This window comes from Streptomyces sp. NBC_00250 (assembly GCF_036192275.1).
In the GTDB taxonomy this organism is placed as follows: domain Bacteria; phylum Actinomycetota; class Actinomycetes; order Streptomycetales; family Streptomycetaceae; genus Streptomyces.
The window spans coordinates 2,408,789-2,423,477 of the sequence record NZ_CP108088.1 but is presented as its reverse complement, the minus strand read 5'-3'; the positions used below and the strand labels follow the sequence as shown (position 1 = coordinate 2,423,477).

Genomic DNA, 14,689 nt, shown 5'->3' with positions numbered 1-14,689 from the left:
GGACGAAGGACGCGGGACGCAGGGCGATGGACGAAGGGCGCGGGACGTGGGTACGGAGGTCGAGCCCGGCTACGGCTCGATCAGCCCCACCCGGATCGCGTAGCGCGTGAGCTCCAGGCGGTCTCGCATGCCCAGCTTCTGGAGGAGGTTGGCGCGGTGGCGTTCCACCGTCTTCGGGCTGATGACGAGGAGGTCGCCGATCTCCTTGGAGCTGTGGCCCTCCGCCACCAGTTTGAGGATCTCCTCCTCGCGTTCCGTGACGGCCTTGTCCGGGAGGGGCCTGCCCTGTTCCGCTCGGTCGAGGTACGTGCGGATCAGGGCCGTTTCCGCGCCGGGGTAGATGAAGGGCTCGTCGCGTACCGCCGCCCGGCATGCTTCCACCAGGTCGCGGTCGGCCACCGACTTCAGGACGTAGCCGCTCGCGCCGGCCTTCAGCGCCTCGAAGAAGTACTGCTCGTTGTCGTACATCGTGAGGATCAGGATCCTCAGCTCCGGCCGGAGGCGGCTGAGTTCGCGGGCCGCCTGGAGGCCGGTCCTGCGGGGCATCGAGATGTCCAGGACCGCCAGGTCGATCTGTTCCGAGCGGGCCAGCGCCACCGCTTCCGCGCCGTCCGACGCCTCCGCCACCACCGTCAGGTCCGGTTCCGCGTCCAGGATGAGGCGTACTCCTCCCCGTACGAGCGCGTGGTCGTCCGCCAGCAGGATGCGCGTGGGAGTGCTCGGTTCGGTGGTCGGGCCCGTCATGACATCGCCTTGTCGCGCTTGGTGTTCAGGTGGACTTCCGTGCCGCCGCCTTCGCCTTCGCGGATCGTCAGTTCCGCGCCGATCAGCAGCGCGCGCTCCCTCATTCCGCTCAGGCCCGCGCCGTCCGGCGCCCGGCCGATTCCCCGGCCGTCGTCCTTGACCAGGAGGCCGATCCCACCGTGGGGGAGTCGGCGGAGACGTAGATCCACGTGTGTCGCCGCCGCGTGCCGGGCCGTGTTGGTGAGGCCCTCCTGCGCCACCCGGTAGAGCACCAGCTCCGTCTCGTGGTCGAGTCTCGGGAGCCCGGACTCGATGTGGGGCCGTACGGTCAGGCCCCGCGTCGAGAACTCCGAGGCCAGCGACCTGAGCGCGCTGTGCAGGCCCAGCTCCTCCAGGACTCCCGGGCGCAGCCGGCGTGCGATGCGGCGGATCTCGTCCAGGCTCGTCCGGGTCGTCTCCTGCGCCTGGTGGAGTTCCGTCCGCAGGTCGTCCGGAGCGTGGTTCGCGGCGTGCTTCAGCTGGAGGAGTACCGCCGTGAGGGTCTGCCCGACCTCGTCGTGCAGCTCCTGCGCGATCCGCTGCCGCTCCTCCTCCTGCGCCGAGAGGACCCGGGCGGTGCTCACGGCCCGTTCGGCTTCGAGCCGGTCCAGCATCGTGTTGAACGTACGCGTCAGGTCCGCGATCTCGCCGCGCCCCGCCACCTCCGCCCGGCGGCCCGGCCTCAGCAGGTCCGCCGTCCGCATCGCCCGGGTGAGGCGCTGGAGCGGTGCCAGGCCGAGCCGCAGCAGGAGCGCGTTCGCGAGGAGCATCGCGACCAGACCGGCCACGAGCACGATCGCCTCGCCGAGGAGTACGGGGGTGGAGACCGTCACCGGGCCGAAGAGGAGGAGGACGGCGACGATCAGCACCGAGGCGTTGAGAAGGAAGATGCGCCAGTACAGCGACACTGTTGCGGCTCTCTCCCTCTTGTTCGCCCCCGGCTCCCACTACCTGGCTCCGGGCCTCTGACCTGCGGCGGGATCCATGTCCCCGCCTCATCCTGACCAGTTTCCGGTGGCTTGTCCATCCGTGCCGACACCCATGTTCCGGGGCTCCTCGCGGGTGGCACCATGGCCCCCGACCACCGACCTGATCACCCTTTGACATGACAACAGGAGGGACGGGCCCTTGCCTGCTCCGCGGATGAGAACGACACCCCTGCCCGGTATCGGAGTCCAGTACGACTTCACCACCCGGGAGCACCGCCAGCTGTCGGTCATCGCGCACCGCGACGGGACCCGGACCGTGAACGTGTACCGGGGCGACGACCCCGACGCGTGCGCGCAGTCGCTGCACCTCACCGAGGCCGAGACCGCCTCGCTGATCGACGCGCTGCTCCCCGCCCACCACAGCCCCAACGTCCTGCACACCACCGACCTGGGGCTCGTCGCCGAACGCATCGAACTGTCGGCCCACTCGCACTGGAACGGGCGCCTGCTCGGCGAGACGCGGATGCGCACCGACGCCGGAGCCTCCATCGTCGCCGTACTGCGCCGCTCCGGGGCGATACCGTCCCCGACGCCGGCCTTCCGGCTCGCCGGCGGCGACACGCTCATCGTCATCGGCACCCGCGAGGGCGTCGACGCGGCCGCCGCGATCCTCGGTCGGGAGTGAGGGCGGCGTGCACTCCGCGGTCTTCCTGATCGAATTCGGCGCCATCATCCTCGGACTCGGCCTGCTCGGACGCCTCGCCGGCCGGTTCAGCTTCTCCCCGATACCCCTCTACCTCCTCGCCGGCCTCGCCTTCGGCAAGGGCGGCCTGCTGCCGCTCGGCACCAGCGAGGAGTTCGTCGCCATCGGCGCCGAGATCGGGGTGATACTCCTGCTCCTCATGCTCGGTCTCGAGTACACCGCGAGCGATCTCGTCTCCAACCTCAAGACCCAGTACCCCGCCGGACTCGTCGACTTCGCCCTCAACGCCCTGCCCGGCGCCGCCGCCGCGCTGCTCCTCGGCTGGGGACCCGTCGCCGCCGTCGTCCTGGCGGGCGTCACCTGGATCTCCTCCTCAGGTGTCATCGCCAAGGTCCTCGGCGATCTCGGGCGCCTCGGCAACCGTGAGACGCCGGTCATCCTCAGCATCCTGGTCCTCGAAGACCTCGCCATGGCCGTCTACCTGCCCATCATCACGGCCCTGCTCGCCGGGGTCGGCCTCGCAGCGGGCAGCGCCACCCTCGCCATCGCCCTGGGCGTGGCCGGCGCCGTCCTCTTCGTCGCCGTCCGCTACGGACGGCTCATCTCACGGTTCGTCTCCAGCGACGACCCCGAGAAGCTGCTCCTCGTCGTCCTCGGTCTGACGCTGCTCGTCGCCGGTGTCGCCCAGCAGCTCCAGGTCTCCGCGGCCGTCGGCGCGTTCCTCGTCGGCATCGCCCTCTCCGGGGAGGTCGCCGACGGAGCCCACGCCCTGCTGAGCCCCCTGCGCGACCTCTTCGCCGCGGTGTTCTTCGTCTTCTTCGGACTGCACACCGACCCCGCGAGCATCCCGCCGGTGCTCCTCCCGGCCTTCGCCCTGGCCGTCGTCACCGCGCTGACCAAGATCGCCACCGGTCACTGGGCCGCGCGCCGCGCCGGGATCGGGGTCAAGGGTCGCTGGCGGGCGGGCGGCACCCTGGTGGCGCGCGGCGAGTTCTCCATCGTCATCGCCGGGCTCGCCGTCACCGCCGGGGTGCAGCCCCAGCTCGGGCCCTTCGCCACCGCCTATGTGCTCATCCTCGTGGTGATCGGGCCGCTCACGGCTCGCTACACCGAGCCGATCGCCACCTACCTCACCCGTCGGCGGGCCACTGTGCCCCCGGGTGGGGGAGGAGCCGCCGTACCCGGGCCCGAGGCCGTACCCGGGCCCGAGGCCGTGCCCGTACGTGTGCCGGAGATCGGTACCGGGTCGGCGTCCGCCCGTGTGTCCGAGCCCGGTACCGGGTCGGCGTCCGCCCGTGTGTCCGAGCCCGGAAACGAATCGGCGTCCGACCGTGTGTGAGTGACGCGGTCCTTCTCAGTCCGCTATCTCGACCGACTCCCGCTGCGGCTCCCTCTGCTGCGGCTTCCCCTTCTGCGTGATGCCCTGGAGGAGCTGGGCGAGGTCCACCCCGGTCGTGGACGACAGGAGTTCCATGCCCTGGGCGACGTTGTCCGTGACGGTACGGGTCAACCGGCTCGCCCCGTCCGTCGAGATGACCGTCATCTTCTCGACGGCCGACAGCGGCTCGGACGCCTTGGCCACGACCTGGGGCAGGACTTCGACGAGCATCTGGAGGACGGCCGCGTCCCCGTACTGGGCGAAGGCGTCGGCCTTCTTCTGCATGGCCTCGGCTTCGGCGGAGCCCTTCGCGGCGATCGCCGCGGCCTGGGCCTCGCCCTCGATGCGTACGGCGTCGGCCAGGGCCGCGCGGTGGGCCTTCTCGCCCTCACCGGTGAGCCTGGCCCGCTGCGCGTCCGCCTCGGCCTCCTTGACCAGGGCGATACGGCGGGCCTCGGCCTCCTGCTCGGCCTGGTAGCGGGCGGCGTCGGCGGGCTTGCGGACCTGGGTGTCGAGCTGGCGGTCGGTCAGCTCGGCCTGGCGCGCGGCGACCTTCTCCTGCTCCGTCAGGATGTCCTGCTGGCGGGCGGCCTCGGCGAGCGGGCCTGCGGCGTTCGCCTGGGCGGCGGCCTCGTCCGTCTGCGCCTTGATCTCGGCCTGCTTCAGGTAGAGGGTCCGCTGGGCGATCGCGATCTCCTCCTCCGCCTTCAGCCGCGCCTGCTCGGCGGCACGCCGTGCGACGGCCTCGGCGATGTCCGCCTCCTGCTTGGCGCGGGCGGCCTCGGGACGGCCGAGGTCTTCGAGGTACGAGCCCTCGGTGGTGATGTCCTGGATCTGGAAGGCGTCCAGGACCAGGCCCTGGCCGGAGAGACTGGCCTCCGCCTCCTCGGCGACCTGCCCGGCGAACGCCGCCCGGTCCCGGATGATGTCCTCGACGGACATCCGTCCCACGATGGAACGCAGCGCGCCCGACAGCACCTCCTGGGTGAAGCCGACGATGCCGTTCTGCTGCATCAGGAATCGCTGCGCGGCCGCCCGGATCGAGTCCTCGGTGCCGCCGACCTTGACGATCGCGACGCCCTCCAGGTTGGCCTTCACACCGCGCAGGGTGACCGCGCCGCGCACCGCGACCGGGATGTGACGGCTCGACAGGTCGAGCGTGAACTTCTGCTGCACGAACGGGACGACGAACACACCGCCACCGACCACGACCTTCTGGCCGCTGTTGTCGGTGAACACCCGCCCCGTGGCCGGGTCGGTGGCCTTCTTGCCGCGCCGGCCGGTGATGATGAAGGCCTCGCTGGGGCCGGCCACCTTGTAGCGCGTGACGACGACGAGGCCGAGCAGGACGACGAGGACGACTATTCCCACGACAGCGGTGAGGACAGGGCTCATGCAGAAATCCCTCGAATTGAGTGAACGGATCGATGAACGGATCAATGAACAGATCAGCGAATGAAGAGAATTGGTCGAGCGGTCGAGCGGTCGAGCGGTCGAGCGGTCGAGCGGTGCGAAGGTCAGCGTTCTACGGGGCGGACCGTGACCGACGTCGGTGACAGCACCGACTCCACCCACACCTCGGCACCCCGCTCGACCGGAGCGGCCGCCTTCGCCGCGTATTTCACCGGCTGTCCGGCCAGATACAGCAGGACCTCGCCATAGCCCCCGGCGGGAATCGCCGTGACGACCGCGCCCGATGTGCCCGTCAGGTCCTCGCCCCGCGGTGCGGGCGCGCTTCCCTCCCGGAGCAGCGCCCGGCTGAACCGCCAGGTCAGCCAGCCCACCAGGACGCCTGCGGCGATGCCCGCGAGGGTCGCGACGATCGCCCCGGCACCTGCCGCGCCCGTCGCGATCGCGCCCGTGAATCCGAGCGCCGACACGAATCCGGCGATCACGGGGAGCGAGATGAATCCGTCGAGGCCGCCGCCGATGCTTTCCGGGATGCCGTCCAGAACGCCGTCCAAGAAGCCGTCGAGGACGAGGGAGAGCGCCAGGACGACAAGTCCCGCGATGCCGAATCCCAAAAACCATTCCATGCGCCGATCCCCCTTGCTCGCCTGCTCCCCCTCGATCCCCCTCTTTTTCTGAATTGTTCCATGTAAGCAGCGTGTAGGACATGGGTGTCAGCACCCATTGGCCATCGATGGGGCTCCCGCCGTTCAGTACGATGGGCTGCTGTTCCTACGTGGAGGAGGGCGACGTGACGGACCGGAGCGAGGTCGGGGCGGAGCCCTCCCCGCGCAGGCGTGGCCAGGGCGAACTGGAGTCCCAGGTGCTCGCCGTGCTGCGCGAGGCGTCCGAGCCCGTGCCCGTGGCGTGGGTACGGGAACGCCTCGGCGGCGCCCTCGCCTACACCACCGTCATCACCATCCTCACCCGCCTCCGGGCGAAGGGCGCCGTCGAGCGCGAGCGCGCCGGCCGCTCCTTCCGGTGGACGGCGGTCGCCGACGAGGCCGGGCTCGCCGCCCTGCGGATGCGGAAGGTGCTGGACGCGGAGGCGGACCGCCAGGCGGTCCTCGCCAGTTTCGTCACCGGGCTCTCGCCGAACGAAGAGCGACTCCTTCGTGAACTGCTCTCCAAGGCCGCCGAGGAGGAGGAAGGCTAGCCGCCATGGGAGTCTTCGTCTTCCTTCCCCTCGTCCTTCCGCTCACCGCCTGGCCGGTCGCCCGCCTCGCGGAACAGCGGCTCCACCCCCGTACCGCGACGCGCCTGCTCGCCGCCGTCGCCGGTGTCTCCGCCGTCTGCAGCACCCTGTGCCTCGGCCTGCTCATGATCGTGGGCACCGCGCAACTGCCGGGCAACCCGCTCCCCGACAGCTGGTCGGACCCCGACGTGCGCGCGGCCCTCCCGTACGACGAGATCGCCGGCCGTGCGGCCATCCCGGTGCTGCTCGCCGTCCTCGTCTCGTGCGGCGCGGCGGCCTGGCGTCAGCTGCGGGTACGCCGACGGGTCGCGGGCGCGCTCGGCGGGCTGCCGCCGACGTCCGTCGCGGTGCTGCCGGACCGCACCCCGTACGCGTACGCACTGCCCGGTGGGCGGGGGCGCGGGCGGGCGCCGGGGCGGGTCGTCGTCAGTACCGGGATGCTGACCGGCCTCACCTCGGCCGAGCGCCGGGCCCTCTTCGCCCACGAGCGGGCCCACCTGGCCGGACGTCACCACCGCCATCTCCTGACGGTCCATCTCGCGGCGCGCGCGAACCCGTTCCTGCGCCCGCTGCGTACCGCCGTCTCGTACACCGCCGAACGCTGGGCCGACGAGGAGGCGGCCGCCGAGGTCGGCAGCCGTCGCTCCGTCGCCCGCGCGATCGGCAAGGCGGCCCTGCTCGCGCCGCGCGCCCCGGCCGCCACGCTCCCCGCCCTGACGGGCGCGGGCGCCGGCCCCGTGCCCCGGCGGGTCGCGGCCCTGATGCGCCCGGCCCCGGTGGGTCGCGCATGGCCGCCGGTCGGCACCGCCGTCGGACTCGCCGCCTGGGGCGCCGCCTTCGGTACGACGGTGTCGGCACTGTCCTCGGCCAACTCGGCGGTCACGCTGTTCCTGGTACTGCGCGGGGTCGCCGCACCCGTGTAGCCGTGCGCGGGGTCGCCGCACCGGTGGAGCCAGGCGGCGTTCGCCCAGGACGAGTCCTGGATGCGTCCCACGCGACTCCTACCTATGCGACTCCTGGACGAGACCTCGACGAGTCCTGGGCGGGTTCTAGAGGTCGAACTCGTGGGGCGGCAGGTCGAGGGTGAAGCACGCCTCGCGGACCACGGCCTGCTCCGTCTTGTCGAAGTCGCCGTCGGCGCCGCCGATGACGATGCCGATCTGGATGACGGCGCGCGCCTCGGCCGGCTTCTTCTTCGCCTTGGCGATCTCCTGCAGCACGCTGACCTTGCCGAAGTCGAAGTCGGCGGTCAGCTTGTTCAGGTTGTCGTCGAAGCGGCGCTGCAGATCGGTCGCGTCGAAGTTCTGCAGCACTTCGTTGGTCGAGATGAGCTGGGCGACCCGGCGGCGCTCGGCGGGGTCGATCGTCCCGTCGGCGGCGGCGACCAGCGCGCACATGGCCATGCTCGCGTCCCGGAACGCGCCGCTCTTCAGGTCGTTCTTCTTCGCCATCAGCTGGGTCTGCATCGTCGATGCGGATTCCTTGAAGCGGTCCCACAGGGCCATGAGCTCTCCAGACGTCGATTACTTCTACGGTCTTGTAGAACGTAGCAGTGGGGCGTGGAGTTCCCGGGACGTGAGAGGCGACCGCGCCGTCAGATGCCGAGCAGGTGGAGCGAGGCCCACAGGGCCACCGTCGAGGCGGCGAGGGTGGCCGGGACCGTCAGGAGTCCGAGGCGGGTGAACTCCCCGAGGGCGACGGGGTGGTCGTGGTCCTGGGCGATGCGGCGCCAGAGGAGGGTGGCGAGGGACCCGGCGTACGTGAGGTTGGGGCCGATGTTCACCCCGAGCAGTACGGCGAGCACCGCGCCCGGGCCCGAGGCTGCCGCGAGGGGGACCAGGGCCAGGGTCGCGGGGAGGTTGTTGATGAGGTTGGCCAGGACCGCCGCCACGGCGGCGATGCCGAGCAGGGCCGGGAGAGAGGTGCCGTCGGGGAGGACGAGGGCGAGGGCGTCGCCGAGGCCGTTGTCGACGACGGCCCGGACGACGACCCCGAGGGCCAGCACGAACGCGAGGAACGGCAGCGACGCCGAACGCACGAGCGCGCGTGGGGTGGTGCGGCGGCCGGCCAGGGCCCGTACGGCGAGGACGGTGGCGCCTGCCGCGGCCGCCCATGCGGGGTCCACGCCGGTCGCGGAGGCGAGGGCGAAGCCGCCGAGCGTCGCGGCCACGGTGAGCAGGGCGAAGAGGGGGAGCGCGACGGGCGCCGACGGTTCGGTGGGGGTCGCCGGGGCGGCGAGGTCGCGTGCGAAGAAGCGGCGGAAGACGGCGTACTCGACGGCGATCGCGGTCAGCCAGGGGAGCAGCATCAGCAGCGCGAACCGGGTGAAGCCGAGCCCGGTGGCCGTGAAAGCGAGCAGGTTCGTCAGGTTCGAGACCGGCAGGAGCAGCGAGGCCGTGTTGGAGAGATGGGCGCTCGCGTAGGCGTGGGGTCCGGGGCGGGCTCCCATCCGGGTGGCGGTCGCGAAGACCACCGGGGTGAGCAGGACGACCGTCGCGTCCAGGCTCAGGGCGGCGGTGATCAGCGAGGCGAGGGCGAAGACGGCGCCGAGCAGTCGCTGCGGGCGGCGGCGGGACCAGCGGGCCATCCAGGTGCCGCAGGCGTGGAAGAGCCCTTCGTCGTCGCAGAGCTTGGCGAGGACGAGGACGGCCGCGAGGAAGCCGATCACCGGTCCCAGTCGTTCCGCCTCCTCGCGCACGGCCGCGGGGGTGATCGCACCCACGGCCAGGACGGCGCCGGCGGCCGGTACGGCGAAGACCGCCTCGGGCAGGCGGAACGGGCGGACGACGGCGCAGATCAGCACCACGGCCAGGGCGAGCAGGGACACGGACGCAACGAGCATGTGTTCGATGATCCGGGTCGCCTGGAGCGGCCCCTCCAGGGGGTGCCTCTGCCGGGCCCTCGGCGTCCGCCGGGCCCGGTCCCACCACCACGCGTTGAGCCGTACACCGAGGACCACGCGCAGACCCGGGGGAGCAACGTGACATTGTACGATGCTCCCCCGTGACTTCTCGGAGGGCGCACGATGGGTGACCTGAAGCAGTACGGCCTCGTCAGAGCGCAGGAGCGGCTCCGCGACCAGGTCGGGCACGCCCTCCGCGCGGCCCTGATCGCCGGTGAGCTGCGGCCCGGCCAGGTCTACTCGGCCCCCGGCCTCGCGAGCGACCTCGGCGTCTCCGCGACCCCGGTCCGTGAGGCCATGCTCGATCTGGCCCGGGAGGGACTGGTCGAACCTGTCCGAAACAAGGGCTTCCGCATCACCGAGGTCAGCGAACGGGACCTCGACCAGTTCACCGAGCTGCGCACCCTCATCGAGGTGCCCACCATCGGCCGCATCACGAGGAAGGCCGACCGGGAGCAGCTGGAGGCGCTGCGGCCGGTCGCCGAGGAGATCGTCTCGTGCGCCCGGGAGCACGACCTCATCGGCTATCTGGAGGCGGACCGCCGCTTCCACCTCGCGCTGCTCGCCCTCTCCGGCAACGACCGCCTGGTCGAGACGGTCGGGGAGCTGCGCAAGCGCTCCCGTCTCTACGGTCTGACCGGCCTGGACGAGGCGGGCAGGCTCGTCTCCTCCGCCGAGGAACACCTGGAACTCCTCGACCTGATGATCGCCGGCGACGCGCGGGGCGCCGAGGCGTGCATGGTGCGTCACCTCGGCCACGTACGGTCGCTGTGGGCCGACGCCCACGACGAACCCGTCGGCCGCGCGTAGGACCGAAGGGCCGGGCGGGTGCCTCGAAAGGGATCAACTGGGCGCGCTTGCACCGGGGTTAGAGCACCTGGACAGCGTCTTGAACCGCTATATGCTGACACCCATGCCCTCTGCCGCCTCCGTGCCCGCGAACGCCGCAGCCTCCGCCTCCTCCGCGCCCACGCCGGCCACCGCGTCCCGGCTGGCCAGTGTCGGTTCGTCGCCGGTACGGGAGATCCTGGCGCTGACCGCACGGCCCGAGGTGATCTCCTTCGCCGGCGGCCTGCCCGCTCCCGAGCTGTTCGACGTCGCGGGCATCCGGGCGGCGTACGACGGCGTCCTGGCGGACAACCCGCAGTACGCGCTCCAGTACTCGACGACCGAGGGCGACCCGGAGCTGCGCACCGCCGTCGCGGCCCGGCTGACAGCACGCGAACTGCCCACCGACGCAGACGACGTGCTCATCACGACGGGCTCGCAGCAGGCCCTCACGCTCCTCACCACCGCGCTCGTCGAACCGGGCGCCGTCGTCCTCGTCGAGGACCCCTGCTACCTCGCGGCCCTCCAGACCTTCGGCTTCGCCGGCGCGCGAGTCGTCCCCGTGCCCACCGACGACCAGGGCGTCATCCCGGAGGCCCTCGACGAGATCGCGGCGCGCGAGAAGCCGACCCTGCTCTACCTCGTGCCCACCTTCCAGAACCCCACGGGCCGCACCCTTCCCGCCGAGCGCCGCACCGCCGTCGCCGAGTCCGCCGCGCGGCTCGGATTCTGGATCGTCGAGGACGACCCGTACGGCGAGCTGCGGTACGACGGCGAGCGCGTCCCCTGGATCGCCGCCGACCCCGCGGCCGCCGACCGCACCGTGCTGCTCGGCTCCTTCTCCAAGGTGATGGCCCCCGGCCTCCGGCTGGGCTACCTGCGCGCGCCCGCCGGGCTGCGCCGCGCCTGCGTGATCGCCAAGCAGGCCGCCGACCTGCACACTTCGACCATCGACCAGGCCGCGGCCGCGCGGTATCTGCGCGACAGCGACCTCGACGCGCACGTCGCGGTGATGCGGGCGGCGTACCACGAGCGCCGGGACGCGATGCTCGAAGGCCTGCCCGCCGCGCTGCCCGGAGGCAGCCGCTGGAACCGGCCGGAGGGCGGCATGTTCATCTGGGTGACCCTGCCCGCCGGCCATGACGCGACGGCCCTCCTGAAGACCGCGGTCGGCCACGAGGTGGCGTACGTGCCGGGGGCGCCGTTCTTCTGCGGCGAGCCGGACCCGGGTGCGATGCGGCTCTCGTTCACCACGCACTCGGCCGACGAGATCAGGGAAGGGCTGCGCAGGCTGGCCAAGAGCTTCGCCTGAGGCCGCACGGAAGGGGCGGGCCGCAGGCCGTGGGACAGCGGAAGGCGGCGTCGTGATCATGCACCCGCCGAGCGCTGCCGGTACGAGCACCACGACGGTGAAACGCGCCCTGGCCGGTCGAGCCCTGGTCGGCCGGGCTCTGGCAGGTCAGTCCTGGCAGGTCGAGCCCCGGCCGGTTCACGTCCGGCCGGGGAAGAAGTCGGCGCTCTGGACGTACTCCATCGCCTTGGTGAACTCCGGGTCGCCGAGGCGGTGTTCCATCTCCTCCGGGCTCAGGTCCTCCACACGGGTCTGGATCCAGTACAGATTGCCCAGCGGGTCGCGCACCCGCCCGACCCGGTCGCCGAAGAACAGGTGGGTGACCTCGGTGACCGAGGTGCCGCCGGCCGCGACGGCCTGCCGGTGCGTGGCGTCGGCGTCCTCGACGTAGAGCCGGAGGAAGCCGGGGGTCGGCGGCCACTCCGGCCGCGCGTCGAACATCATCACCACCGAGTCGCCGATGCGGACCTCCGCGTGCTGGACGGTTCCTTCCTCGTCGGCCATGCACGCGAGCTCCTCCGCGCCGAAGGCCCTCTTGAGGAAGTCGATGAGCGCCACGGTGTCGCGGGAGATGATCCACGGCGTCACCGTGTGATAGCCCTGGGGGACGGGATTCACGGACATCTGGCTGCCTCCTGGGGTGCGAGTGCCTTTGGGGCGCCTCGTCGGGCGCCTCGGCGGGTGCCTCAAGGTGATGACGACGCTAGTCCCGATCTAGGACGATTCGTGTCCTAGACGGGTCTCGTTCGGCGTTCGAACCGTCCTGGACCCCGCACCGGCCCATCACCTCGTGTCGTTGTTGGGCCGAACGGGTGAGGAGCGGGAGGATGTGCCCATGAGTAGGTACGAGAGGTACGACGTCACCGACGAGCAGTGGGAGGGCCTCGCCCAGGTCGTGCCCCTGCGCGGCCGTGACGAATGGCCGTCCAGGGTCGACCACCGCACGATCCCCGAGCAGTACGAATCCGCCGAGCAGCGCCGTATGGTCGTGCTCCGCGTGCAGGTGTTCGCCGACGCCCGTGAGGTCGCCGAGTACCTGATCGCCCAGATCCCGGTGCTCCTCGATCTGACGAGCGCCGACACCGAGGTCGCCAAGCGCATCCTCGACTTCAGCAGTGGTGTGGTCTTCGGTCTCGGCAGCGGGATGCACCGCGTCGACCGGAACGTTTTTCTTCTCGCGCCGGCCGGTACGGAGGTCGAGGGTGCGGAGGGCGAGGACGAGGAGGGTGTCGTGGGCGGCCGGACCGCCGGCGTCCCCCGATCGTAGGAAGGTCATCTAGCCGTAACGGTTCGTCAGGGAATGACCTGCGTACGGTCCGATCATGGATCTCACCGGCGGCTTCACGCTCGACCATTCCTCCTCCACGGCTGCTCCTTCCTCCGGCGCTCCTCGCATCGGGGCTCCGTCCACCCGCGCTCCGTCCCCCCGGGTTCCTTCCAGCGGGGCTCCTTCCACCGCAGCCACTTCCGGAGCCGCCTCGGCGGGGGCCGCGCCCCGGCTGCCGTCGCAGGGTGGGGCCGGGCGTCGGGCGGAAGGCGGATCCGCGCGGCTCTCCGAAGGCGGATCCGCCGGTGGGGGAGGGGGTGGGGGACTCCGGACGCGGCCCGCCGTCACCGAACTGCGGCTCTCCGCCTTCGCCGGTCACCGCTCCGCCGCGCACGCGCTCGGGCCCGTCACCCTCTTCGCCGGGCCCAGCGGCAGCGGCAAGTCCACCACCCTGCGGGCGTACGAGGCGCTGGCCCGGCTCGGCGCCGGTGACACGCTCGACGAGGTGTTTCCCGATGCCGTCGACTGCGTCCCCGAGCGGGCCCGGCCCGACGCCCAGGGCAGGCGGGGGTTCCGCATCGGGTGCACGGTCGACGGACCCGAAGGCCCCGTCCACCTGGACCTCGCCGTGCAGGCCGAACCCCGGCTCCGTATCGTCGGCGAGCGGCTCACCGGGCGCGGGCGCACCCTGCTCGCCACCGCGCTGCGCGATCCGGGCCGCACCACCGTCCAGGCCGAGTGGCACACGGCCGGCACCACCCCCGTCACACGGGCACCGTTCCCCGACGATCTGCTCGGTACGGCCCTGCTGCCGCTGCGGGTCGCGGGCAAGACGCCCGGACAGCTGGAGGTCCTGGCCGCCGCCGAGCAGGTCGTGATCGGACTGCGGTCCGCCTTCGCCTGCGACCCCCGGCCCGAGCGCATGCGGGCTCCCGTACCGCCGGGCGAGGGGCGGCTGCGGCGCGGCTGCGGCAACCTCGCCGAAGTCCTGCACCGCACCCATACGGACTGCCCGCGCCGTCACCACCGCCTCGCGGCCGTCGCGGGAGCGGGCTGCGCGGGACCCGTCACCGGGGTCGGCGTGCAGGAACTCCGGGACGGCGCGGTCCGGGCTGTCCTCGAACGGGGCGGCAGGCCCGCGACGCCGCTCGGGCGGCTCGGGGACGGGGAGCTGCGCTACCTGGCGCTAGCGCTCACCCTGCTCACGGGCCCCGGCGTCCTGGAGATGGACCGGATCGCCGAGGTGCCCGACGCCATGCAGTCCCTGACGCTGCTCGCCGACGGCCTCGACCGCGATCTCGACGCGCGGCAGGTGGGCGAACTGCTCGGTCTCGCCACGGGCATCGCCGCCGACGGACACATCCGGGTCGCCGGCGCGGTCGGCGACCGGACGGCGGCGCAGGCGCGACGGATGCCCGGGGTGACGGTGGTAGACCTGGGCACGTGACGGACAACGACGTAGCGGGACTGCAGCGCAGGCTGGCCGAATTCGCGGCCGCCCGCGACTGGCAGCCTTACCACACGCCCAAGAACCTGGCGGCGGCACTCAGCGTGGAGGCGGCCGAACTCCTGGAGATTTTCCAGTGGTTGACTCCCGAGCAGGCGGAGCGGGTGATGGACGACCCCGAGTCGGCGCACCGGGTCGCCGACGAGGTGGCGGATGTGCTCGCCTATCTCCTCCAGTTCTGCGAGGTGCTCGGGGTCGATCCGCTGGCGGCGCTCGCGGCCAAGATCGACCGGAACGAGGTCCGATTTCCCGCTCGGGGGCGCGGCGGAGACCGCGGCGGAGAGGGGGAAGAAGAGGATTCGATCAAGGATCGTCACTCTTCGGAGTGATCGACTTTTCCCCGTCGAGCCTCCTGTCCACAGATTTCCGAATTCCCCTGCCGTTGGGGCTCAGGTCG

At 71.9% G+C, this 14,689-nt stretch carries 16 protein-coding genes; 9 read left to right on the top strand and 7 right to left on the bottom strand.

Features of this window, described 5'->3' with window-relative positions; genetic code table 11:
• Window positions 1-69 precede the first annotated feature (69 nt).
• Window positions 70-744: a response regulator transcription factor gene (locus OG259_RS10875; protein WP_328942098.1), complete on the bottom strand. Its 675-nt coding sequence runs from the start codon at window positions 742-744 to the stop codon at window positions 70-72.
• Window positions 741-1,691: a HAMP domain-containing sensor histidine kinase gene (locus OG259_RS10870; RefSeq protein ID WP_328942097.1), complete on the bottom strand. Its 951-nt coding sequence runs from the start codon at window positions 1,689-1,691 to the stop codon at window positions 741-743. The genes OG259_RS10875 and OG259_RS10870 overlap by 4 nt, the downstream gene beginning before the upstream one ends.
• Before the next feature lie 235 nt (window positions 1,692-1,926).
• Here OG259_RS10870 and OG259_RS10865 point away from each other — a divergent pair, with 235 nt between their 5' ends.
• A complete protein-coding gene (locus OG259_RS10865) occupies window positions 1,927-2,397 on the top strand; it encodes a cation:proton antiporter regulatory subunit (RefSeq protein WP_328942096.1) in 471 nt (156 codons plus the stop codon).
• Between the two features lie 7 nt (window positions 2,398-2,404).
• Window positions 2,405-3,754, top strand: a complete 1,350-nt coding sequence (locus OG259_RS10860) for a cation:proton antiporter (protein WP_328942095.1) — start codon at window positions 2,405-2,407, stop codon at window positions 3,752-3,754.
• Between the two features lie 15 nt (window positions 3,755-3,769).
• Here the strand turns inward: OG259_RS10860 and OG259_RS10855 are convergent, their stop codons facing one another.
• Together OG259_RS10855 and OG259_RS10850 are read right to left on the bottom strand one after the other, a co-directional pair.
• Entirely contained in the window at window positions 3,770-5,188 is a 1,419-nt protein-coding gene (locus OG259_RS10855; RefSeq protein WP_328942094.1) for a flotillin family protein, read from the bottom strand.
• A gap of 122 nt (window positions 5,189-5,310) precedes the next feature.
• On the bottom strand, window positions 5,311-5,829 hold the full coding sequence (locus OG259_RS10850; protein WP_328942093.1) for a hypothetical protein: 519 nt from the start codon (window positions 5,827-5,829) through the stop codon (window positions 5,311-5,313).
• A gap of 164 nt (window positions 5,830-5,993) precedes the next feature.
• Between OG259_RS10850 and OG259_RS10845 the strand changes: the two genes are divergently transcribed.
• On the top strand, window positions 5,994-6,398 hold the full coding sequence (locus OG259_RS10845) for a BlaI/MecI/CopY family transcriptional regulator (RefSeq protein ID WP_328942092.1): 405 nt from the start codon (window positions 5,994-5,996) through the stop codon (window positions 6,396-6,398).
• Window positions 6,399-6,403: 5 nt separating this feature from the next.
• Window positions 6,404-7,360 (top strand): M56 family metallopeptidase, encoded by a 957-nt coding sequence (locus tag OG259_RS10840; RefSeq protein ID WP_328942091.1) that lies wholly within the window; start codon window positions 6,404-6,406, stop codon window positions 7,358-7,360.
• Between the two features lie 126 nt (window positions 7,361-7,486).
• On the opposite strand, the gene OG259_RS10835 is transcribed toward OG259_RS10840, so the two are convergent.
• Both OG259_RS10835 and OG259_RS10830 read right to left on the bottom strand, forming a co-directional pair.
• Window positions 7,487-7,942 (bottom strand): tellurite resistance TerB family protein, encoded by a 456-nt coding sequence (locus tag OG259_RS10835; protein WP_328942090.1) that lies wholly within the window; start codon window positions 7,940-7,942, stop codon window positions 7,487-7,489.
• 89 nt (window positions 7,943-8,031) lie between these two features.
• The gene (locus tag OG259_RS10830) at window positions 8,032-9,279 is read right to left on the bottom strand and encodes an SLC13 family permease (protein ID WP_328942089.1); all 1,248 of its coding nucleotides are present in this window, start codon (window positions 9,277-9,279) and stop codon (window positions 8,032-8,034) included.
• Window positions 9,280-9,462: 183 nt separating this feature from the next.
• Between OG259_RS10830 and OG259_RS10825 the strand changes: the two genes are divergently transcribed.
• On the top strand, window positions 9,463-10,149 hold the full coding sequence (locus OG259_RS10825) for a GntR family transcriptional regulator (RefSeq protein ID WP_328942088.1): 687 nt from the start codon (window positions 9,463-9,465) through the stop codon (window positions 10,147-10,149).
• A 103-nt stretch (window positions 10,150-10,252) separates the two neighbouring features.
• A complete protein-coding gene (locus OG259_RS10820) occupies window positions 10,253-11,479 on the top strand; it encodes an aminotransferase-like domain-containing protein (protein WP_328942087.1) in 1,227 nt (408 codons plus the stop codon).
• 177 nt (window positions 11,480-11,656) lie between these two features.
• Here OG259_RS10820 and OG259_RS10815 read toward each other — a convergent pair whose 3' ends face one another.
• Window positions 11,657-12,142 (bottom strand): VOC family protein, encoded by a 486-nt coding sequence (locus OG259_RS10815; RefSeq protein ID WP_328942086.1) that lies wholly within the window; start codon window positions 12,140-12,142, stop codon window positions 11,657-11,659.
• Between the two features lie 211 nt (window positions 12,143-12,353).
• Here OG259_RS10815 and OG259_RS10810 point away from each other — a divergent pair, with 211 nt between their 5' ends.
• Genes OG259_RS10810 through OG259_RS10800 form a run of 3 tightly spaced genes read left to right on the top strand, consistent with a single transcriptional unit; the run spans window position 12,354 to window position 14,621 of the window.
• Window positions 12,354-12,785, top strand: a complete 432-nt coding sequence (locus OG259_RS10810) for a cell division protein SepF (RefSeq protein WP_030322791.1) — start codon at window positions 12,354-12,356, stop codon at window positions 12,783-12,785.
• 55 nt (window positions 12,786-12,840) lie between these two features.
• A complete protein-coding gene (locus OG259_RS10805; RefSeq protein ID WP_328942085.1) occupies window positions 12,841-14,232 on the top strand; it encodes an ATP-binding protein in 1,392 nt (463 codons plus the stop codon).
• Window positions 14,229-14,621, top strand: a complete 393-nt coding sequence (locus OG259_RS10800) for a nucleotide pyrophosphohydrolase (RefSeq protein ID WP_328942084.1) — start codon at window positions 14,229-14,231, stop codon at window positions 14,619-14,621. The genes OG259_RS10805 and OG259_RS10800 overlap by 4 nt, the downstream gene beginning before the upstream one ends.
• Window positions 14,622-14,689 lie beyond the last annotated feature (68 nt).